Here is a 21,283-nt window from a genome sequence, read left to right as displayed (position 1 = left end):
ACCGGACGGCCGTGGGTGGCCTGGTTGCCCACTCGTCGCAGAGTCGGAATCAGTCCGTTTGGTCGGCGCGAGACAAGGCCGGCAGTCAGCGGTGTGTCGAGGTTTCCGCATTACCGGCCCATCCGCGGCTTTGCCTGGGTATTGGCGACGGGTCGATGCGCCGGCAATAAAAGTCGCATTGAATGATCGAAACCGGTGGCGGCCTGCGCATGCTCGGAAAGCCGTGCCACGAAATGTTCGTGCTCTAAACTTTCCCGCTTGAGCTTGGCGGGAAAGCAAAGGGAGCAGGATGACTGTTGGATTGATCGTCATTGGCATTGTTGGCGCGTTGGTGCTCTTGGGCGCCAGCCTGATGTTCTTTACGCTGATGGCGGCCCGACACGTGGAAAAGCTGGCGCCACCCATCGGCAAATTCGTGGAGGTCGACGGCGCACGATTGCATTACGTCGATCGTGGCGCAGGACCTGTCATCGTCATGGTGCACGGTCTTGCAGGGAATCTGCGCAACTTCTACGAGCTGATCGAGCGATTGTCGGTCGATCATCGCGTCGTCGCTGTAGATCGCCCAGGCTGTGGTTATTCGTCGATGCGTTCGGGCGAACATCCTGGGTTGCGCGCGCAGGCCACGCTCATCGCTCAATTCATTCGCAAGATGGATCTCGGACAGCCGACGGTGGTCGGGCACTCCATGGGCGGTGCACTGTCGTTGGCACTGGCCATCGATCACCCCGATTGCGTGCGCGCACTCGCGCTTATCGCACCGCTGAGCAACGTGGAACGTACGCCGCCGAAGGGGCTGAAGATCCTGCGCATCAAATCCCCCTTTGTTCAATGGATGGTGGCCTGGATGTTCAGTGCGCCGATCGGGAAGCTGATCCACCGCGCATCACAGAAGGCAGTGTTCGCGCCGGAACTTGTCGTGGAAAGCTTCGATACGTCAGGCGGTGGCTTGCTCGGACTTCGTCCCTGGGCGTTCTGTGCCGCATGCAAGGACATGGTGGCTATTGCGCGAGAGCTGGCTGCGATTCCGCCTTGCTATCCAACGCTGATGGTTCCCGTGGACGTGATATTCGGCACGCAAGACGCCGTACTGAACCATGAAACGCACGGCGAGCAACTCGTTACTGCTTTACCGCAGGGAAACTTGCATCTGATCGACGGTGGCGGTCACATGATTGTTGTAACGGAGCCCGATGAGATCGCGGATTTGATCAGGCAATCGACAGGGCAAACGACGCGTCATCGCTCGACGTCGGCCATTTGATTGTGAAACGAATGTCTGCGAAGAAATCATTTACTCCAAAGCATGAAGCGCATTCATCCACGAATGCGCTTCATCCGATCACACGTAGCGATCAGCGCATACCGCCGCTGGCGTACAGCTGCTGGCCGGTCAACCAGTAAGAATCGTCGGATGCCAGGAACACGGCGATCGACGCTATGTCATTGGGCTGGCCGATGCGTCCCAGCGGGGTTTGTGCCGTGGCGTGGGTATGAAAATCCGAGCCAATAAAGCCCGCAGCGTGTGTACCTTCTGTTTCCACCATGCCGGGGTTCAGTGCATTCACGCGAATCTTGCGCGGGCCCAGTTCCAGCGACAGCACGCCAGTGATGGCATCGACGGCACCCTTCGTTCCGGTGTACACAGCACTGCCCGGAGGCGTGATACGTGACACGAGCGAACCGATATTGATGATGCTGGAACCTTCGCCAAGATGCTTCGCAGCGGCTTTGGTCGTCAGCAGCAGGCCAAGCACGTTGACGTTGAATTGCTTGTTGAAGTGCTCTTCGGTGATGTCTTCAAGCGGAGCAAATTCATAGACGCCGGAGTTGTTCACGAGAATATCGAGACGGCCGAAATGCTTGACCGCTGCATCGGCCAGCGCCTGGGCTTCCGCGGCTTTGGCCACGTTACCGCCCACGGCAACCGCCTTGCCGCCGGCCTTCTGAATCTCGGCGACTACGGTCTCGGCGCCGGCCTTGCTGGATGCGTAATTCACCACCACGGACGCGCCTTCCGCGGCAAGAGACTTGGCGATAGCGGCGCCGATGCCTTTGGATGCGCCGGTAACGAGGGCGACTTTACCTTTGAGCTTGCTCATGACGGTTCCTGACTTATTGAGGGGAGGGTTGAGGGGGATGGGCGCTGAATCGGCTCTAAACTTCTATAGTTCGCAACATATGAACTATAGAACTATTTGTCAAGGGGCTGGTAAAATGGCGCCATGAGGCCGCTTGTTCACCCATCCATCGAAGACATCACTGTCGAGGGCATCCTGCATGCCCTTTCCGATCCCGTGCGTGCGGCCATCTACGCCGAATTGGCGGTTTCGAGCGGCGCCACGTGCTCCAACTTTCTGAAGATCAGCGACCGGGACATTCCCAAGTCCACGCTTTCGCAGCACTTCCGAGCACTGCGTGAAGCGGGGTTAATTCGAAGCGAGCGACAGGGTGTGGAGATGCGCAATACCACGCGTTGCGCGGAGATCGAGCAGCGTTTTCCAAATCTGATTTCCACGATCATGAAGGCGCATCAGGTACAAGCGGCTGGCCGCCTTCGCGAGGTGAAACCGAAAAAGCCTGCGAGCAAGAAGGCGAGTTGACAATCTGAACGAAGCGCTTGCCAGAGCTGAAAGAAGCCAGGAAAAGCTGTCCCACTTCAAGCCACCGATGCAGTAAACCAAAGCGTTCTCCCGATAAGAATGGCAGCGCACGTGGCGCTGCCATTCTCTGCGTCGCTCATCGGCTACATACCTGCAAACGACTTGCCTTGCTTCAACACGGAATCGCAGACCTTTGTGGTGATCTTCGACTTCATGTCGCTCGATCCGCCGCCGACACTGGACAGATCCATGGTCTTGCCGTTGCCGCCTTGAAGGATGCCCTTCGCGCCACTCATGTAACCCGGATCGTTAGTCGGTGGTGCACTGGACTGACCTTGCATCTTGCCGAGCAATTGATTCTGGATGCCCGACGCACCGGAGGCGCCCCCGAGGTAGTTGTTCTTCACGCAGTACTGCAGAAGGCCTGCAACATTTCCCATGCTTCCCGATTGCATGGAACTCCCAGGCATCATGCCGCCGAGTTTGTTGCCGAGGCCGCCCATGTCCTGTGCATATCCCGCACTGCAGGCAAGACAGAAAACGAGGGCCACACCACTTGCTGCCACGTTGCTGAGTCGCATCTTCATGAGCAGATCCTCCCGTTGGTGTGGGCATTCAATACCCCCGACTGTTATCGCGGTGTCTGCGCGACCCTGAGTTTCGTTACGGTGTCGCCGCGCTGCTGAAGGCTGCGGTCCAGGGCGGGTCTTCACGAATGTGACACCGCGCGATTTAGACGCGTTAAACGCGAGCGGGCTCCAGCCCATGTTCAAATCTGAGACTTTCCTACAGATTTACGACGGTGAGCCGAAGGAGTGAGTAAACCCATTTACCGCTGTTTTCCTGTATTAATGGCGGTCGGCGGTAACTGACGCCTGTACAGGTACGAGTGCTCATGCTGAAGAAGAAAATAAGAATCCCCGATGTCGTTGCCAGCCGTGCGCTGTCCTTTCTCGATGTCATCCAGGCGTTTTCCCCGAAACATCCAGCTCCCGAGCGCTTACAGCGCCGCTATCGTCATGCCATCCATACGCGTTTGATCGCTTTGGTGGCAACCCTGATGGGGCTGTCGACCGCGGCCTTTGCGGGCAGCGTTCCCACGCCGCAAGGTTGGGACCTGGTATGGAGCGACGATTTCGCCGGTCCCGCAGGTTCGCTACCGTCGAGCGACAACTGGCGCATCGACCTGGGCCATTCGTATCCGAACGGTCCGCCGAAATGGGGCACCAGCGAAATCGAAAGCTACACCGCCGACGCAAGCAACCTGCATCTGGATGGTCAGGGTCATCTGATGATCATTCCGTTGCGCGATGCGAACTGGCAATGGACATCCGGGCGTATTGAAACCACCCGAGACAATTTCATGGCGCCCGACGGTGGCGCACTGCGACTGGAAGCGCGCATCCAGATGCCGGATGTGATCGGACAAAAAGCGCTTGGCTACTGGCCTGCGTTCTGGGCGTTGGGCAGCAATTACCGTGTCGATGGAGCGTGGCCGCACGCAGGCGAGTTCGACATCATGGAGAACGTCAACGGACTGGATAATGTCTGGGGCATTCTTCATTGCGGCAACAATCCAGGCGGCCCGTGCGGCGAGCCCTTCGGCATCGGCAGTCATCTGCCGTGCCCGCATGAGGCATGCACGGTGTCGTTTCACACGTACACGTTTGAGTGGGATCGCAGCATCACGCCCGAACGACTTCGCTGGTTCGTCGATGGTCAGCTGGTCAACCAGGTCGGTGAAAACCAGCTTCCCGCCAGTACATGGCGCGATTTGACCGATCAGCGCGGCTACTTCCTGATACTCGATCTGGCGATCGGTGGTGGTTTCTCGTTTGCGATGTCGGGCCGACCGACGCCTACGCCCGACACCGAGCCGGGACACCCCATGATGGTCGATTATGTGGCGGTGTGGACGCGTCCGGGCACCGGCGAGAAGAAGCCCGCAGTGAAGGATATGTCGGCGACGGCACCTGCGCGGGCTTCGAGCACCGCCAAGCGCTGAATTATCTGCAGACATGTCGAGCACAGGCACGACATGTCTGCATGTTTGAGAGGTCACTCAACGCTTCTTGGAAGATTTGTTAGGCATGGTGAAAATGAAGCGAGTGCCTTCGCCTTCGCTGGATGACACCGTGATCTTGCCGTCGTGCGCCTTGGCAATTTCCGCTGCGATGTACAGCCCCAGCCCAAGACTTTTATTGCTGGACGATTCGCGCTCGCCGCGGCTGAAGGGCTCGAATAATTTCTTCACGATCTCCTTCGGGATGGGCGGTCCGCTATTGGCGACGCTCAACTCGAAACGGTTCTTGTCGCTGCGGATGGAGACATCGATCGGCGTATTAGGTTCGCCATGCGTTATCGCGTTGATCAGCAAGTTGCTGAATAGCTGGCCGATGCGCCGGCGATCGCACACCACGAGCTCCGTCAGCTCCATCGACATATTCACCGTATGGCCCGGATGAGCCATGTCTACCTCGTGGGCAACCTGTCGCAACTCATCGGCGAGATCATCGGCTTCATCCATGGACAGGTCGATGCCGCCGCCCAAAGCACCTCGTGCGAAATCCAATACGTCCGAGATCAATGCAAGCATGCGTTTGCAGCTGCCACGAATCAGGTCGATCTTTCGCAAGTCGCGCGGATCATTTAAATCCGACTCAAGAACCTCTGCCGCAATCGATATCGAGGCCAGGGGGTTGCGAAGATCGTGACCCAACACCGCGATGAAATGCTCGCGTAACCTTGCGCGCTCATGCGCTGCAATAAGCGCGGTGCGACTGCTCAGTAGCCGCTCTTCCGTGTCCAGGTTCAACGCGATCAATTGCGCAAACAATTCCATGCTCTCCACGATTTGCGGCGCATCCAGATCGGCCGCCTCGGGGTCCAGCGCGCACAGCGTTCCAAAAAACTCGCCGTTCGACCGCATGATGGGAATGGAGATGTAACTCTCGAATCCGTACATCTTTGGCGTTGGATGAGAGGAAAATGTCGGATGATCGCTGGCGTGTCCGAACACCACCGGTTGGCGATGCTGGCGGATCTCATTGCATATGGTTGTTTCAAGCTTCAGCTCGTCGCCCGGTTTCAGGCCGAAGTCGATAAGGTCATACGCTGCGCAACATGTCCAGGTTGTGTCGGTCACTCGTGCCACGGCTGCAAAACGCATCCCCGTAATACGCGTGACCACCTGCAAGATCATGGGAACGGCAGTGATGCGGCTGATCGATTGGACGTCGGAAGCAGCGGAACTCATGATCAAAAACCTCGACGCGCGATGTGGCGGCTCCGTGTTTGCGGAACCGTGCGACTGGTAATCCTTGACATGTCGCGCGGTCCCCATCATGGCACGTCAGGGGCATCCGTGCCTGGTGAAGCATCAACGCATGGAGTCGTCTGAATGCTCGTTGGACGCATTGGGCAGACTGCGACGTGCAAGCTGTGGTGGCATGCCCGTCCAGCGCTTGAAGGCGCGTCGGAATTCGCGTGGATCGCTAAAACCGAGTTCGATACCGATCTGGGCCACACTGAGCTGACCCGCGTGGAGTAACTCCAGTGCACGTTCAGCACGCACACGATCGTGAATCTCTCGGAAAATGCGTCCGCTGTCGGCGAGTTTGCGACGCAACGAGCGCTCGCTCAGATGAAGCGTGCGCGCCACTTCGGTCAATCGAGGATGTTCGCGCAAGCGGCTGCGCAACAAACGTTCCACCGAACCGACGATTTCATCGGAACGATCGGCGCCACGCAACTGCTGATGACATAGTGCGAGCGCCTGTTTCGACGTTAGCGCGTTGTAGCCCGGTAGCGGATGTTCAAGCCAGGTGGTGTCGACCAGGATGCGATTGTGTTGTGCGCCAAAGCGAATTTCACACTGGAAGACTGCGTTGTAGTCGCTGGCGTAGAACGGCGCGGGGTAGGTAAGTTCCAGTCGCACCGGTATCAGCTTCGGTCCGACCAGTTCACGTGCAAACGAGAGGCAGCTGGAAAAAAGTTCTTCGCACAGAAACGGCATCAACTCCGATTCGCCGAAGCGCGGCCATGCCTGTACAGCGACGGTTTGTTCGTCGATGACGTCCAGATCCACGTCGAGCAAACTACCGCTGACTTTGTGATTGTCGATGCCGACTTTCATGGCCTCGCCGAAATTGCGCGAAGTCATCATCGCCAGGCCGAGCAGGCCAAAGCTGCCGACGGTCTGATTACGGCCGACGATCAGGCCAAGACCGGGATCGCAGACCGATTTCAGGGCACGCGCGACGACCGCGCGCGCTTGACGATAGGACACGCGAACGCTTGGATCGTTGACTTGCTGAGGCGTGATGCCCAGCCCCGCGAACCAGGCGTCGCAGGACATTCCGCGTCGCCCAGCGAGCTCGATTAAGTGGACCAGCACGTTAGGCGGAATATCGGCAGTCAGCGCGCGCGGATCGGGCTCCGCCGCGAACGACGACATGCGCCGTGGACGCGGTGCTTCGAACACTACCTGCGACATGTCTGCCTTTCTCCCGGGCCGCCCCTCTGCGGCACAGACGTGTGTTCTAACACGGGTGGGGCTTACATGGTTGGCGCGGCGCACAAGCGCTCATTTTTGCCTGACAAAGGCGAAATCGTTTACCTGGATTTAGGGTACGGCGGCTGGTGAAGCGTGCTTCCACTGTGCGATCCAGCGGTCGAGATCGGCCAGCCGCTTGGCGGGATCGTCACCCATCGTCATGCCGACCGCGGCGCCGGCCACGTGGCCGGAAGGATCGATCAGCATCAAGGTGGGATAGATGCTCACACCGAGCGTGTCGGTGAGCGCTTGTCCGTGGTACAGCACGTTCCAGCTCAGGCCACGACTGCTGACGAATCCGCGCGCCGTCGCGGCATCGTCAAAGGTGATGGCGACAAAATTCATATCGTTGTGTGCGCCCGCGTAGGCATTGAGCGTGGGCACCTCGGCATTGCAGGGTGCGCAATCGGCGAAGAAAAAGCTGATCAGTGTGTAGCGGCCTTGAAAATTGCCTAGCCGCTCCACGCCACCCTGCAGCGAGGGCAATTCGAAGGGTGGAAACGCATCGCCGCGTCCGAACGCGAAACGTCCCGGTTCACCAGCGTGGGCGCCGGCAGGTCGCAGGCGTAACACCGCTGTTTCGGTTTGCGTATCGCGGGTCAGGCTGTAGGAGCGGCGTTGGTGCAATGCCTGCGCGAAGGCGGTGTACTGGAGCAGCCTGCCGTTGGCGTCGAGATAACGAACGTGTGCCGATGTGCCCAGTTGTAGCGTTGCAACGAAGTGTTGTTCATCGGAGGTAGGGCTGGCGGCATGTGCCGCACCGATCAGGCATATCAATGAAAGCAGGATCGCCATGCGTTGCGTGGGCATTCTCGCCATACCCCTCTGTCCTGCCTCACCGTCATTCCCGCTTGCGCGGGAATGACGGTGAGGTAAATTTTCAACGGTTTGGAAATAACCTACTCACCGATGGTTAGCAGCGACGCGTTGCCACCTGCAGCCGTGGTGTTGATAGTGAGCGTGCGCTCACCCGCAAAGCGCAGCAGATAGTGCGGGCCACCCGCCTTCGGCCCCGTGCCCGAAAGGCTTTCGCCGCCGAACGGTTGCACACCGACCACGGCACCAATCTGGTTGCGGTTGACGTAGCAGTTGCCGACGCGTGCGTGACTGCGAATGTATTCCACCGTGTCGTCGATACGGCTGTGAACGCCAAGCGTGAGGCCATAGCCAGTAGCATTGATCGCCTCGACAACCTTAGGCAGATCGCTGCCTTTCCAGCGAATTACATGCAGCACTGGACCGAATACTTCGCGCTTTAGCATATCCAGCGACGGAATTTCATACGCACGTGGTGCGAAGAACGTACCGTTTGCGGTGACCGCGGGGTCGAGCTTGGCTTCGGCGATCTTCTTCGCTTCCTTGTCCATGCGTGCGGCGTGGTCGTTGAGGATCTTCAGCGCGTCCTCGTCGATCACCGGACCGACGTCGGTGGAAAGCTGGCCCGGATCGCCGACTTTCAGTTCCGCCATCGCACCGGCAAGCATGCTGATAACTTTGTCTGCGATGTCTTCCTGCACAAACAGCACGCGCGCGGCAGAGCAGCGCTGACCGGCCGATTGGAATGCAGAAGCGATAACGTCCTTGACGATTTGCTCCGGTAACGCGGAGGAGTCGGCAATCATCGCGTTCTGACCGCCGGTTTCGGCGATCAGTGCGGCGATCGGCGCGTTACGTGCCGCAAGTGCGCGATTGATCGCCCATGCGGTTTCGGTCGAACCGGTGAACGCAACACCAGCCACTCGCGGATCTTTTGTAAGGGCAGCGCCAACGACGGCACCGTCGCCCGGCAAGTACTGCAGCACATCGGCGGGAACGCCGGCGTCGTGTAACAACTTTACTGCGGTGTAACCGATCAGACTGGTTTGCTCGGCCGGTTTCGCAATCACGCTGTTGCCCGCCGCGAGCGCCGCGGAAATCTGACCGAGGAAGATAGCGAGCGGAAAGTTCCACGGGCTGATGCAGACAAACACACCGCGACCGTTGAGGAACAACTGATTGCTTTCCCCCGTCGGGCCCGGCAACTGTTCCGGATGACCAAACAGACGACGCGCCATCGCTGCGTAGTAACGCAGGAAATCGGCGGCTTCGCGGATTTCAGCAATCGCATCCGGCAGGCTCTTGCCCGCTTCGCGTACGCAAAGTGCGATGAATTCGCCGCGGCGCGCTTCGAGTTGTTCGGCGGCGTGCTCAAGAATTGCCGCACGGCTGGCGGCAGGGAGGCGATCCCACGCTGGTTGAGCGGCGACGGCATTCGCGAGTGCTTTATCGACCAGCGCAGCATCGGCGCTGACATAGCTGCCAACGTTCTGTCGGCGATCGGCCGGATTGGTCACCTGCACAGTTGGGCCGTTGCCTTGCGCATTAGGCACCAGCGGACCGGCCGTCCACGGACCGGACTTGGCGTTGACTGCCTCGGCGAGGGCCTTCAGTTCGTTGTCGTTGGAGAAGTTGACGCCCATGGAATTCTTCCTGGATACCGAATTGTCACCGAAGAGATTGACCGGCAGCGGGATGCGCGGATGCGCAAAGCTGCCGTGATTGGCCGACGCGTAACGGCGTACCGTTTCGCAAGGATCGGCGACGAGTTCGCGCACCGGCAGCGTTTCGTCGACGACGCGATTGACGAAGCTGGTGTTCGCACCGTTTTCAAGCAGGCGGCGCACGAGGTACGGGAGCAGGTCTTCGTGCGTGCCGACCGGTGCGTACACGCGGCACGGTACGTTGAGATTCTGCTTGCCGATCACTTCGGCATACAGATCCGTGCCCATGCCGTGCAGGCGCTGGAATTCGAACGGGCGTCCACGCGCGATGTGATGCACCGCGGCGATCGAGTGTGCGTTATGCGTGGCGAACTGCGGATAGATCAGATCGCTGCCTGCGTCGAACAGCTTGTGCGCACATGCCAGATACGACACATCGGTGTTGGGCTTACGCGTGTAGAGCGGATAGCCGGAAAGGCCGGTTTCCTGCGCGCGCTTGATTTCGGCGTCCCAGTACGCGCCTTTCACCAGGCGCACGTACCAGCGACGGCCGGCGGCGCGTGCGGTTTCGATCAGCCAGTCGATCACGAACGGCGTGCGCTTGGAATACGCCTGCACCACGATGCCTAGGCCGTTCCAGCCTTGCAGCGAGGGATGCGCGAACACGTCGCCGATGATATCGAGCGAGAGTTCAAGGCGATCCGCTTCTTCGGCGTCCACCGAGAGCGCAATGCCTTGCTTCATCGCCAGCTGGGACAGTTCCAGCAGCTTGGCGGAGAGATCGCGGCGCGCACGTTCGCGGTTGGCCACTTCATAACGCGGGTGCAGCGCGGAAAGTTTTACCGAGATCGACGGCGCATCGGTGTGATTGGCGAACGGGCCGCGCGAACCGATGGCGGCGATCGCCTTGCGATAATCCTGCTGATAGCGCTCGGCGGTTTCGCTGGTGAGCGCCGATTCGCCGAGCATGTCATACGAATAACGATACACCGCGTATTCGGGTTTGGCGCAGCGGTCGAGCGCATCGCCGATTGTCTGACCCATCACGAATTGATGGCCCATGATGCGCATCGCCTGACGAACGGCCAGACGAATCGCCGGTTCACCCGCGCGGCCGACCAGGCGACGCAGCGCACCGGCGAAATCGTGGCGCGTGTCTTCGGTGAGGTTCACCAGCTTGCCGGTGAGCATCAGGCCCCAGGTCGATGCGTTGACGAACAGCGACTCGCTCTGGCCAAGATGTTTCTTCCAGTTTGCATCGCCGAGTTTGTCGCGGATGAGTTTGTCCGCCGTAGCTTTATCCGGAATGCGCAGCAAAGCTTCGGCCACGCACATCAGCAGTACGCCTTCTTCGCTCGAAAGATCGTACTGGCGCATGAAGGATTCGACGGCGCTTTGATCTTTCGCACGCGCGCGGACGCGAGTGACGAGATCGGCGGCAACGTCGATCACTTTCTCGCGTTCGGCCGGCGGTAGGGTCGCTTGAGCGAGCAGGTCGTTGACCGCCTCGGTTTCGTCGCGCAGCCATGCGGCGGTAATGCGCGCGCGGGCGGCGTCGGCGCCGGTGGGCAGTTCGGGGGTAAGAATAGGCTGGGTCACGATGGCGTGGCGCGCTGTAGGGCTTCTGGGGGGATTGCGAATTGTAAGGCCGGGGGCGAGGCGACGCATCTGCGGAGACTTAAAGCCCCTCTCCCGGCGGACGCGGAGAGAGGCCATGAATGGCCTCGCTTTGAGGAGCGAGGAAGAGGGGTTGGGGTGAGGGTTCGGCACTCGCCGCGAGGTTTGACGTGGCGACTCCGCTCGCACCCTCATCCGCCTGCCGGCACCTTCTTCCAAAGGGAGACGGCTTTACAATTTGACGCATTCGCCACCACCGCGACAATTTGTAGCAACCCGTCACACAGCACACTCGCCACATAGCAAATCCGTGACAGCGTCGGAACGTGCACGCGTATTCGCAAATCTTCGCGTAACCGCAGGCTTTTTCAGCGCTTGCGCAACGAGTGCTCAACGCTGCACCCATCCTTGCCGGGATGTGCGTCGCGGCCTATGATCGGAACGTTCCAGGCACGCCGGACTACCATGATCGTGCTTCGACCAGCCCTCGGCGGCCTGCCGTACGTGTTGTGGCTTCGGCCCAACCGCGTACTCAGCCGACGCGGCCTGCGTCGCCTCATCATGGTGTTGGCTGCGCTGGCGTTGATAACGGCAGGTCTGGGAGCGTGGCAGGGCGATGTGTTTGCGCCGCTGTTCGCCCTGATCGAGGCTTGCGCCGTGGCTATCGCACTTAGCGTGGCCTGGCGGGCCGGCGACCGCAGCGAACGCATCACCCTCGACACTGAGTCGCTGGAGGTGCAAACCCTGCCAGGTCGCCGCTGCATGCGCTTCCAACCCTATTGGGTGCGCGTGCTGCTGGAATCAGGGGAGGGGCGTAACCGATTGTTGTTGTCGTCGCACGGACGCAGGCTGGAAGTCGGGGCTTTCCTCGCGGATGAGGAACGTGTCGAGCTATTCCGGAAACTCAAGGTGTTGCTGACGGATTTCCAGTCCCAAGCGCGCAGGTAGGTTCAACAAAGGTGCAAACATGATATCTGGCGGCATCAGGCCTAAAGGTAGTAAAGGCATAGTCAGGGCGTTGGGAGCGGGGGCCCTGGGTTTGATCGGAATGGGGTTGTTCGGAAGCACCGTCCTGGCCAACCCAGAGCCCGGACAGCTGAATCTCACACCGGGCGTGACCACGTATTCCCACGTGCCGTACATGCTCAACAACGTGGCGCTGGGCGTCTGCGTTGTCATCGGCATCCTCGTCTTCGGTGCGATGTTCATCGCCATGTTCCGCTTCCGCAAATCGCGCGGCGCGGTGGCGGAGAAGTGGTCGCACAACACGACAGTCGAAATCATCTGGACTGTCATCCCGATCATCATTCTCATCACGCTGGCATGGCTGGCGACCGATGGTTTGCGCCAGTTCTCCGATACGACTGGCGCGCAGATGACGGTGAAAGTCACCGGTTATCAGTGGAAGTGGCGTTACGACTACGTCGACTACCAGGGCAAGGCGATTAGCAACGTCGGCTTCATGTCCAAGCTCGACGATCAGAGCAACGCCACCCGTCAGCTCAATTCCGGCCTCGACCCGTATGCGGTCAAGGTGGGCGACGAGAATGTTTATCTCTTGAACGTCGACAAGCCGCTCGTCGTGCCGGTGGATACGAAGATCCGCTTCGTGATCACCGCCGACGACGTGATCCATTCGTGGTTCATTCCCGCGCTCGGCTGGAAGATGGATGCGATTCCGGGCGTGGTGAACGCGACGTGGACCAACATCCAGGTGCCTGGTGTGTATCGCGGCCAGTGTGCGGAGTTGTGCGGTCAGGATCATGGCTTCATGCCGATCGTGGTGAAGGCTGTCTCGAAGGAAGACTTCGCCAAGTGGCTGGCCGATCAGCAGAAGTCCGTCGCACCCGCAGCAGCGCCGGCGCCCGCGTCCACCGCCGCCGCGCCTGCGCAGGCGACGGCGCAGGTCGCTCCAGCGCACGGCGCGCAAGGTTGATTTGATTCACCGGCTGCTACGTGCAGTTCACGACAACGCATTCATTTAGGTAGAGGTTCAAGGTTATGGCCCACGAAGCCGCCCACGACCATCACGATGAGCATCACGATCATCATGAGCACCAGAATTTTTTCCAGCGTTGGGTGATGTCCACCAACCATAAGGACATCGGTACGCTGTACCTGGTGTTCTCGTTGTTGATGTTCTTCATCGGCGGCAGCTTCGCGATGGTGATTCGCGCGGAGTTGTTCAAGCCGGGCATGCAGCTGGTGCAACCGTACTTCTTCAACGAAATGACCACGATGCATGCGCTGGTCATGATCTTCGGTGCGGTGATGCCTGCGTTCGTGGGCCTCGGCAACTGGATGATCCCGATGATGGTGGGCGCGCCGGACATGGCGTTGCCGCGCATGAACAACCTCTCGTTCTGGATCCTGCCGTTCGCCTTTGCGTTGTTGCTCTCCACGCTGTTCCTGCCGGGCGGTGGTCCTGCCGGTGGCTGGACGATGTATCCGCCGCTGTCGCTGCAGAGTGCGTCGCTCGCGTACGTGGTGTTTGCGGTGCACTTGATGGGTATCAGCTCCATCATGGGTGCGATCAACATCATCGCGACCATCCTCAACATGCGTGCGCCGGGCATGGATCTTCTGAAGATGCCGGTGTTTGTGTGGAGCTGGCTGATCACCGCTTTCCTGCTGATCGCGGTGATGCCGGTGCTGGCGGGTGCGGTGACGATGTTGCTCACCGACAAATACTTCAATACACACTTCTTCGATGCCGCTGGTGGCGGTGACCCCGTGCTGTTCCAGCACGTGTTCTGGTTCTTCGGTCACCCCGAGGTGTACATCATGATCCTGCCGGCGTTCGGGATCATCTCGGAAATCATTCCGACCTTCTCGCGCAAGTCGATCTTCGGCTACAAGGCGATGGTGTTTGCAATCGCATCGATCGCGTTCCTGTCGTTCATCGTGTGGGCGCACCACATGTTCGCGGTGGGTCTGCCGCTGGGCGCCGAAATCTTCTTCATGTACGCGACGATGTTGATCGCGGTTCCGACGGGCGTGAAGGTGTTCAACTGGGTTGCCACGATGTGGGGTGGCTCGATGACGTTCGAAACACCGATGCTGTTTGCGGTGGCGTTCGTCATCTTGTTCACGATCGGCGGTTTCTCTGGCCTGATGCTGGCGCTGGTGCCCGCGGACTTCCAATATCACGACACCTACTTCGTGGTGGCGCACTTCCACTACGTGCTGGTGACGGGTGCGATCTTTGCGATCATGGCGGCCACGTATTACTGGATTCCGAAGTGGACCGGTAACATGTACAGCGAGTTCTGGGGCAAGGTGCACTTCTGGAATTCGGTGATCTGGGTGAACGTGTTGTTCTTCCCGCAACACTTTCTGGGTCTGGCCGGCATGCCGCGCCGTATTCCGGATTACAACGTCGCGTTCGCCAACTTCAACATGATCAGCTCCATCGGCGGTTTCCTGTTCGGTGCCTCGCAGCTGATTTTCCTGGGCGTCATCATCCACTGCGTGTGGTTCTCCAAGAAGAAAGCCACCGACCGCGTGTGGGAAGGTGCCAAGGGTCTGGAGTGGACGCTTTCCTCGCCGCCTCCGCATCACAGCTTCACGATCGCGCCGGTGATTCACGACGACGAACTCGCGCACGGTCACACCGAGGATTGATCGCATGAAGCTCGATCATCGCTCGCTGGAAACGGGACAGGAACAACGCTTGCGTCGCGCGCGACGCACCGCGGCAATCATTGGCATCATCGCATTCGCCGTGTTCGTGTTCTCCATCGGGCAGATGCTCTGGCTGCAGCACCATCCGCAGATTCATCAGCACCAAATCGATTCACTCATGCAGTAAGTTCGGGCACGTAGGTCACCAGGAACGGCTACGGGAAACACACCATGGGTCAGCAGCACGACATTTACTACGTACCAAGCAAGAGCCAATGGCCGATCGTGGCTGCGGTGGTCATGTTCATCACCGTCTTCGGTGCGGCGCATTGGCTCAACGCAGAACCGGGCGATACCGGCTTCGGCAAGACGCTATTGCTGATCGGCTTCATCGGCATCCTGCTGATGTTCTTCGGCTGGTTCCGCTCGGTGATTCACGAGTCGATGGCCGGCAACTACAACACCCAGGTGGATCGTTCGTTCCGCATGGGCATGATGTGGTTCATCTTCTCCGAAGTGATGTTCTTCGGCGCGTTCTTCGGTGCGCTGTTCTACATCCGCATGTTCTCGGTGCCGTGGCTGGGTGGTTACGGTCACGGTGTACTGACGCATCAATTTATATGGAGCGAATACGCCGCATCGTGGGGTTCGGGCGGCGGTAATGGCCCGGCACATATCGGTGGTGCGTTCGAAACGGTGGGGCCATGGGGTCTGCCGTTGCTCAACACGCTGATTCTGCTTAGCTCCAGCGTAACGGTGACGATCGCACACCATGCGCTGATCGCCGGCCATCGCAAGAGGGTGTTGGCGTTCCTCGGCTTTACCGTGCTGCTTGGCGCCTCGTTCCTGTATTGCCAGGCGCACGAGTACATGGAGGCTTATAAGGAACTCAACCTCACGCTCGGTAGCGGTGTGTACGGTTGCACGTTCTTCATGCTCACCGGCTTCCATGGTCTGCACGTGACGCTGGGTACGATCATGCTGGCCATCATCTGGCTGCGCGTACTGGCCGGCCACTTCAGCAAGGAGCATCACTTCGGGTTCGAGGCGGTTGCTTGGTACTGGCACTTTGTGGACGTGGTGTGGCTGGGTCTTTTCATGTTCGTTTACATTCTCTGAGCGCTTGGCGCCGGAAAAAAAAGCCCGCCATTTGGCGGGCTTTTTTATGGGTTTCCTTTGGTTGCAGGGCGCTAAATGTCGCGGGTCAGGCGTCGAAGCAGGAGGCTCGCTACAATGGTTCTTCTTTAGCCCGTCATTCCGGCGCAGGCCGGAATCCAGTGCCCGCTGGCCACATGGATTCCTGAAGGTCACACGCGTTGTCGTTACTGGATTCCGGCTTGCGCCGGAGTGACGAGCGAGATGGCTTATTGACCCACACCGTGCGGATGAATCCAGCCAAGCTTGATGCCGACAATCACCATGGCAATAAGCACCAGCGAAAAGCCAATGCGTCGCGTCAACGCCCAGGCGGTGCGTTTGCTTTCATCCTTGTCGGTCATCATGAAATACAGCGCCTGGCCGAGGTTGAATATCACCACCAGGAACATGATCACCAGCGCGACTTTGTAAATGGTTTCCACGTGATTGACCTGAGTAGATCCGACATCACCAGTATAGCCATCCAGCGCGGAGGCACCGCGTGAGCTGGATGCGCAAACCATCGTGGTGGTCGGTGTTGCTCACCATCGCCGGAGCCCTTGTTTTCGTGCGTCTTGGCATCTGGCAGCTGCATCGCGCTGATTACAAAGACGAACTTCTGCGACGGTATGCCGCAGCGGCGAGCGCACCCGTACAAGCCTTCGACGCGGTCGCTTCGCAACCGCCACAAGATGCTTATCCGCGCGTGCGTGTGCAGGGCGCGTATAGAGCGGATCGGCTGTATCTGCTCGATAACCCCAAGCACGACAATCTCGGCGGCGTCGAAGTTTTCGCACCGTTTCAGCCGCATGGGCAAAGCCGGGTGCTGATGGTCGATCTGGGCTTTTTGCCGGGCAACGGCACGGATAAAGCACCGCAGTTACCGCCCCTGCCGACGGACGAGCAAACTCTGCAAGGTCTCTACGAACCGCCACCCGGTACCGGATTCGAAATGGGTGGTAATGCGCTGGTCCAGCAAACGCAGTGGCCGAAAACCTCGATCTATCTGGATCTCGATCAGATTGCCTCGGACCTTCATGCTGCGCTTTACCCACGCGTCCTGGCGCTGGATGCCGATCCGGCATCGATCTACGTTCGCGTACATACGCTGGATCTTTCGTCCATGCCACCGGCGCGGCATCGCGCGTATGCTTTTCAATGGTTCACCTTCGCCCTGGCGGCGGTGGTGATTTTTCTGGTGCTGCATCGGAAGAAGCGTCCGACCAAGAGCAAGTCATGAATCAACCCAATCCTCAAGCCCTACGCACCAGTCGTCTGAAATTCCTGCTGATCATTCTGGTATTCGCCGCGCCGATCATCGCTGCGGGTTTGCTCAATCTCAGTGGTTGGCAGCCAACCGGCAAAGGCTTTGGCGAGCCGATTTTTCCACAGCGCAATTTCGATCAGGAACATGTACAGATTCGGCTCGCCAATGGACAGCTATGGGCGTGGCGCGATAGCTCGCCGCACCTGACGTTGATCGCACTGGCCGGGCCCAATTGCGCTGCAAGTTGCGTGGAAACACTGACCAAAATGGCAGCGGCGCGTATCACGCTCAACAACAATGCATCGCGATTGCGCCTGCTCTATGTTGGCCAGCCGCCCGCAGATGCTGCGAGCAATGGCATGGAGAACTATTGGCAGATCGGCAGGGACGTTAACGACGCCCTCACCAAATACCAGCCTTCCACACCCGATAGCGTGAGCGCCTTACTAGTGGAATCCGACGGTACGGCGTTAACACTGTATCCTGCGGGCTTCGATCCGAGCGGTTTGCGCAAGGATCTGCAGAAGGTTATCCGTTGATGTCGCTGCGTACTCGCAAAATCGTGCCTTATCTGGCCATTCTGGCGGCCGTGTTCGCCTTCGGTCTGGTGATGTTCGGCGCGTTCGTCCGCCTCTCAAACGCGGGCCTGTCATGTCCGGACTGGCCGACGTGCTACGGGCAGGCCAGCTGGCCGCATCACGCGCAGGCAGTGGCGCAGGCCAATGCTTCGTTTCCGGATCGTCCTTATGAAGCGACGAAGGCCTGGCGCGAACAAGTGCATCGCATGCTGGCTGGAACACTCGGCATATTGGTGCTTGTGCTGGCGCTCACAGCGGCATTCCGCGATCGGCTGATACAGCTGGCGATCGTCCTCAGCGCGATATTCGCTGCCATAGGCGTCACGCTTTATTTGCATGGCGAGCGCGACGTGTCGTCAGGATTGGCGTTGCTGGCGATATTGCTGCCGACAGCCGGAGCATGCTGGTTGCGCGAACGCGCTTCGTTAAAGATGAGCGTGCTTGCATTGGCTGTCATCATTTTCCAGGCGATGCTCGGCATGTGGACCGTCACGCTGCTGCTTAAACCCATCGTCGTGATGGGTCATTTGCTAGGTGGCATGACGACATTCGGACTGCTTGCGTATGCGGCACTACGTTGCAATGGCGTCGGCACAAAAGATGATCGCTACGCGATGCTGCGCCGGGCAGTTGTCATCGGCATCGTGCTACTTGCGTGTCAGATTGCGCTCGGTGGCTGGACATCCGCCAACTACGCTGCACTGGCGTGCGGCACGGATTTCCCGACATGTCTGGGTCAATGGGTTCCGCCGACGGATTTCAAACAAGGCTTCGTGCTTTGGCGCGAGATCGGCGTGAACTACGAAGGCGGCATTTTGGACATGGCGGCGCGCAGTGCAATTCAGATTACGCATCGCATCGGTGCACTTGTCGTGTTCTGTTACCTGGCGTGGCTGTCGTACCAGCTCGCAAAAAGCGGATTCCGCTTTGGCGGTATCGCTGTCGCTGTCGTGCTGGTGATTCAAGTGTTGCTTGGCATTAGCAACGTTCACTTTGGTTTGCCATTGCCCGTCGCCACAATGCATAACGGTGGTGCCGCACTTCTGCTGTTTGCGTTACTCGCGAACTTCGCACGTCTGCAGCCGTGGCGTTCCGATGAAATGGAAGCCGTGGCATGAGTGTGGCTGGCGAGTATCTGCAACTCACCAAGCCACGCGTCGTGGCGCTGCTGGTGTTCTGCGCCGTCATCGGCATGTTTCTCGCGGTGCCAGGCATTCCACCCTGGCGCGCACTTGTTTTTGGCACGCTCGGCATCTGGATGGCCTCCGGCTCCGCCGCTGCATTCAATCACCTGATCGATGAGCGCATCGACAAGCTGATGGCGCGCACGGCGCGTCGTCCGCTCGCCACCGGCAAGCTCAATGCACACCAGGTTCTGATTTTCGCCATCGTGCTGGGTATTTTGTCGATGGTGATACTCGGCACGCTGGTCAATGTGCTGACCGCTGTGCTTACCTTCGGTGGCTTGATCGGCTACGCGTTGGTCTATACCGCCTATCTGAAGCGCGCTACGCCACAAAACATCGTTATCGGTGGGCTCGCGGGTGCGATTCCACCCGTGCTCGGATGGACGGCCGTAACAGGGGCGCTTCATCCTTTTGCACTGCAAATGTGCCTCATCATTTTTGTATGGACGCCACCGCATTTCTGGGCGCTCGCGATTTTTCGCCGCGACGACTACGCCCGCGCGCAAATTCCGATGCTGCCTGTTACACACGGCGTGCGTTACACACGCTGGCAGATTCTGCTCTACACGATCCTGCTGGTCATCGTGAGCCTGCTTCCCCCCATCACCGGCTACAGCGGCCTGATCTATTTCGGCGGCGCTGCCGTCCTCGGCGTGGGCTTTCTCTATTACGCAATCCGCCTGATGAACCCGCCAGACGAATTGTTCGCCATGCGCGTTTTCAAATACTCGATCATTTATCTTATGGCACTGTTCGCGTTCCTGTTGGCTGATCACTGGATCGCTGCGTAAGCGACAGCGCGTAAGATTTATTTGTGAAGGCTTTTGACCTTCCTGACTAACTCCTTGCGCATTGCTTACATTGTTGTATCAACTTAAGTTAAGTCGTGACCGGCGACACACTTTTACGTGAATTCCATGTGTATTTCGCAATAACGCAATTCGCAAAATATTACTCGTTGACGAATGCACACCACTGGATAAGCATGCGCCTAAGGGGGAGCACGCAGCACGCCTTTATTTACAGCTAAAGGAATAGCTCAGTCGCTCTTTGATGTGGCTGTTGTGTAGTCAGGGATGTTTTATGGAAGTAGAAGTGCGCGCCGAGGCATCAGGAGCTGAAGCGTCGGACACGGGATTAGCGTGTCTGGTCATCATTGCGCGTATTCACGGCATACCCGTCGATCCAGCGCAGATCCTTCACGAATTTGGTGAACCCAGTCGATCATTCGACACCGATCTGATTCGTCACGCATCGAGCAAACTTGGATTCAAGACCAAGTTGGTCGATGCGAAATTGAGCCGCCTGACTTATCTGACACTGCCAGCATTGGCGATCGATAACGACGGCTCGATGTACGTCATCGCGCGTGTCAACGATAAAAAAATCCTCATACAGGATCCGCGTTACGGTCACCCACAGCTGCTGTCGCACGACGATCTTGCACAGCGCTGGTCGGGCAAAGTCATGCTGTTCACTTCACGGGCATCCATCGCAGGTGAGTTGACTCGCTTTGACTTCAGCTGGTTTATCCCCGCAATTATCAAGTACCGCAAGCTGCTAGGCGAGATTTTGATCGTCTCGTTCTTCCTGCAACTTATCGGCTTAGCCACGCCTCTATTCTTTCAGGTGGTGATGGACAAAGTGCTCGTGCACCGAGGACTTACTACGCTGGATGTAATCGCCATAGGTTTACTGTTCTGCTCGATTTTCGAGTCGCTGCTAAGTGGACTGCGAACTTATGTGTTCGCACACACGACCAGCCGCATCGACGTTGAGTTAGGTGCGCGACTTTTCCGGCATCTGCTGTCGCTGCCGTTGACGTACTTCCGATCACGTCGTGTCGGCGACTCAGTAGCGCGTGTGCGCGAGCTGGAAAATATCCGGAGCTTTTTGACGGGTAACGCCATTACGCTCGTTATGGACGTGTTGTTCTCTTTCGTCTTTATCGGTGTGATGCTTTGCTATAGCGGATGGCTGACGCTGGCTGTCGTCGCATCGTTGCCCATGTATGCGCTGCTATCGATGACGCTGACTCCCGCCTTGCGCGCACGGCTGCGCGAGAAATTCAATCGGGGCGCCGACAATCAGTCTTTCCTGGTGGAGACGATCAGCGGTATTGACACAGTCAAGGCGATGGCCGTGGAGCCGCAAACCATGCGCCGTTGGGACGGTCAACTGGCGGGTTACGTCGAAGCCGGTTTTCGTACGGTGGCCCTCGGCACGGTCGCCCGC

Annotated in this window: 20 protein-coding genes; 13 read left to right on the top strand and 7 right to left on the bottom strand. The window is 58.7% G+C overall.

Annotated features, from left to right (window positions below):
- The first annotated feature begins 289 nt into the window (after positions 1 to 289).
- Positions 290 to 1,264, top strand: coding sequence for an alpha/beta hydrolase (locus tag VK725_RS08405; RefSeq protein WP_325317614.1), 975 nt, complete (start codon positions 290 to 292; stop codon positions 1,262 to 1,264).
- A 91-nt stretch (positions 1,265 to 1,355) separates the two neighbouring features.
- On the opposite strand, the gene VK725_RS08400 is transcribed toward VK725_RS08405, so the two are convergent.
- Positions 1,356 to 2,102, bottom strand: a complete 747-nt coding sequence (locus VK725_RS08400; RefSeq protein WP_325317613.1) for a glucose 1-dehydrogenase — start codon at positions 2,100 to 2,102, stop codon at positions 1,356 to 1,358.
- A gap of 123 nt (positions 2,103 to 2,225) precedes the next feature.
- Here VK725_RS08400 and VK725_RS08395 point away from each other — a divergent pair, with 123 nt between their 5' ends.
- On the top strand, positions 2,226 to 2,603 hold the full coding sequence (locus VK725_RS08395; RefSeq protein ID WP_325317612.1) for a helix-turn-helix domain-containing protein: 378 nt from the start codon (positions 2,226 to 2,228) through the stop codon (positions 2,601 to 2,603).
- Between the two features lie 143 nt (positions 2,604 to 2,746).
- Here VK725_RS08395 and VK725_RS08390 read toward each other — a convergent pair whose 3' ends face one another.
- Positions 2,747 to 3,190, bottom strand: a complete 444-nt coding sequence (locus tag VK725_RS08390; protein ID WP_325317611.1) for a DUF2501 domain-containing protein — start codon at positions 3,188 to 3,190, stop codon at positions 2,747 to 2,749.
- A gap of 308 nt (positions 3,191 to 3,498) precedes the next feature.
- Here VK725_RS08390 and VK725_RS08385 point away from each other — a divergent pair, with 308 nt between their 5' ends.
- A complete protein-coding gene (locus VK725_RS08385) occupies positions 3,499 to 4,608 on the top strand; it encodes a glycoside hydrolase family 16 protein (protein WP_325317610.1) in 1,110 nt (369 codons plus the stop codon).
- Between the two features lie 57 nt (positions 4,609 to 4,665).
- Here the strand turns inward: VK725_RS08385 and VK725_RS08380 are convergent, their stop codons facing one another.
- From VK725_RS08380 to putA, 4 genes are all read right to left on the bottom strand, one after another.
- Positions 4,666 to 5,859: a GAF domain-containing sensor histidine kinase gene (locus VK725_RS08380; protein ID WP_325317609.1), complete on the bottom strand. Its 1,194-nt coding sequence runs from the start codon at positions 5,857 to 5,859 to the stop codon at positions 4,666 to 4,668.
- Between the two features lie 123 nt (positions 5,860 to 5,982).
- Positions 5,983 to 7,098: an AraC family transcriptional regulator gene (locus VK725_RS08375; protein ID WP_325317608.1), complete on the bottom strand. Its 1,116-nt coding sequence runs from the start codon at positions 7,096 to 7,098 to the stop codon at positions 5,983 to 5,985.
- Between the two features lie 129 nt (positions 7,099 to 7,227).
- Positions 7,228 to 7,977 carry a TlpA disulfide reductase family protein gene (locus VK725_RS08370; RefSeq protein ID WP_325317607.1) on the bottom strand — a complete coding sequence of 250 codons (750 nt, stop codon included), beginning with the start codon at positions 7,975 to 7,977 and terminating at the stop codon, positions 7,228 to 7,230.
- An 80-nt stretch (positions 7,978 to 8,057) separates the two neighbouring features.
- On the bottom strand, positions 8,058 to 11,237 hold the full coding sequence (putA, locus tag VK725_RS08365) for a bifunctional proline dehydrogenase/L-glutamate gamma-semialdehyde dehydrogenase PutA (RefSeq protein ID WP_325317606.1): 3,180 nt from the start codon (positions 11,235 to 11,237) through the stop codon (positions 8,058 to 8,060).
- A 483-nt stretch (positions 11,238 to 11,720) separates the two neighbouring features.
- On the opposite strand from putA, the gene VK725_RS08360 reads away from it, so the two are divergent.
- The 5 genes from VK725_RS08360 to VK725_RS08340 all read left to right on the top strand — a co-directional run bounded on the left by VK725_RS08360 (position 11,721) and on the right by VK725_RS08340 (position 15,998).
- The gene (locus VK725_RS08360) at positions 11,721 to 12,203 is read left to right on the top strand and encodes a DUF2244 domain-containing protein (RefSeq protein WP_325317605.1); all 483 of its coding nucleotides are present in this window, start codon (positions 11,721 to 11,723) and stop codon (positions 12,201 to 12,203) included.
- 19 nt (positions 12,204 to 12,222) lie between these two features.
- The gene (coxB, locus tag VK725_RS08355) at positions 12,223 to 13,191 is read left to right on the top strand and encodes a cytochrome c oxidase subunit II (protein ID WP_414648470.1); all 969 of its coding nucleotides are present in this window, start codon (positions 12,223 to 12,225) and stop codon (positions 13,189 to 13,191) included.
- Between the two features lie 65 nt (positions 13,192 to 13,256).
- On the top strand, positions 13,257 to 14,879 hold the full coding sequence (gene ctaD, locus VK725_RS08350; protein ID WP_325317603.1) for a cytochrome c oxidase subunit I: 1,623 nt from the start codon (positions 13,257 to 13,259) through the stop codon (positions 14,877 to 14,879).
- Between the two features lie 4 nt (positions 14,880 to 14,883).
- Positions 14,884 to 15,066, top strand: coding sequence for a hypothetical protein (locus tag VK725_RS08345; protein WP_126675239.1), 183 nt, complete (start codon positions 14,884 to 14,886; stop codon positions 15,064 to 15,066).
- Between the two features lie 44 nt (positions 15,067 to 15,110).
- On the top strand, positions 15,111 to 15,998 hold the full coding sequence (locus VK725_RS08340) for a cytochrome c oxidase subunit 3 (RefSeq protein WP_325317602.1): 888 nt from the start codon (positions 15,111 to 15,113) through the stop codon (positions 15,996 to 15,998).
- Between the two features lie 245 nt (positions 15,999 to 16,243).
- On the opposite strand, the gene VK725_RS08335 is transcribed toward VK725_RS08340, so the two are convergent.
- Positions 16,244 to 16,459, bottom strand: a complete 216-nt coding sequence (locus VK725_RS08335; protein WP_325317601.1) for a twin transmembrane helix small protein — start codon at positions 16,457 to 16,459, stop codon at positions 16,244 to 16,246.
- Between the two features lie 59 nt (positions 16,460 to 16,518).
- Here VK725_RS08335 and VK725_RS08330 point away from each other — a divergent pair, with 59 nt between their 5' ends.
- From VK725_RS08330 to VK725_RS08310, 5 genes are all read left to right on the top strand, one after another.
- Positions 16,519 to 17,256, top strand: a complete 738-nt coding sequence (locus VK725_RS08330; RefSeq protein WP_325317600.1) for an SURF1 family protein — start codon at positions 16,519 to 16,521, stop codon at positions 17,254 to 17,256.
- Entirely contained in the window at positions 17,253 to 17,822 is a 570-nt protein-coding gene (locus VK725_RS08325; protein ID WP_325317599.1) for a hypothetical protein, read from the top strand. Before VK725_RS08330 ends, VK725_RS08325 begins: the two co-directional genes overlap by 4 nt.
- On the top strand, positions 17,822 to 18,979 hold the full coding sequence (locus VK725_RS08320; RefSeq protein ID WP_325317598.1) for a COX15/CtaA family protein: 1,158 nt from the start codon (positions 17,822 to 17,824) through the stop codon (positions 18,977 to 18,979). The genes VK725_RS08325 and VK725_RS08320 overlap by 1 nt, the downstream gene beginning before the upstream one ends.
- Complete coding sequence (cyoE, locus tag VK725_RS08315; RefSeq protein WP_325317597.1) at positions 18,976 to 19,839, top strand: heme o synthase; 864 nt, start codon at positions 18,976 to 18,978, stop codon at positions 19,837 to 19,839. Before VK725_RS08320 ends, cyoE begins: the two co-directional genes overlap by 4 nt.
- 292 nt (positions 19,840 to 20,131) lie before the next feature.
- A partial coding sequence (locus tag VK725_RS08310; protein ID WP_325317596.1) for an ABC transporter transmembrane domain-containing protein occupies positions 20,132 to 21,283 on the top strand: 1,152 nt, incomplete at its 3' end.

The sequence above is a fragment of the Dyella sp. genome (genome assembly GCF_035486915.1).
Taxonomy (GTDB): domain Bacteria; phylum Pseudomonadota; class Gammaproteobacteria; order Xanthomonadales; family Rhodanobacteraceae; genus Dyella_B.
Note: the sequence above shows the minus strand (reverse complement) of the source record. Positions and strands in the feature narration are given on the sequence as shown.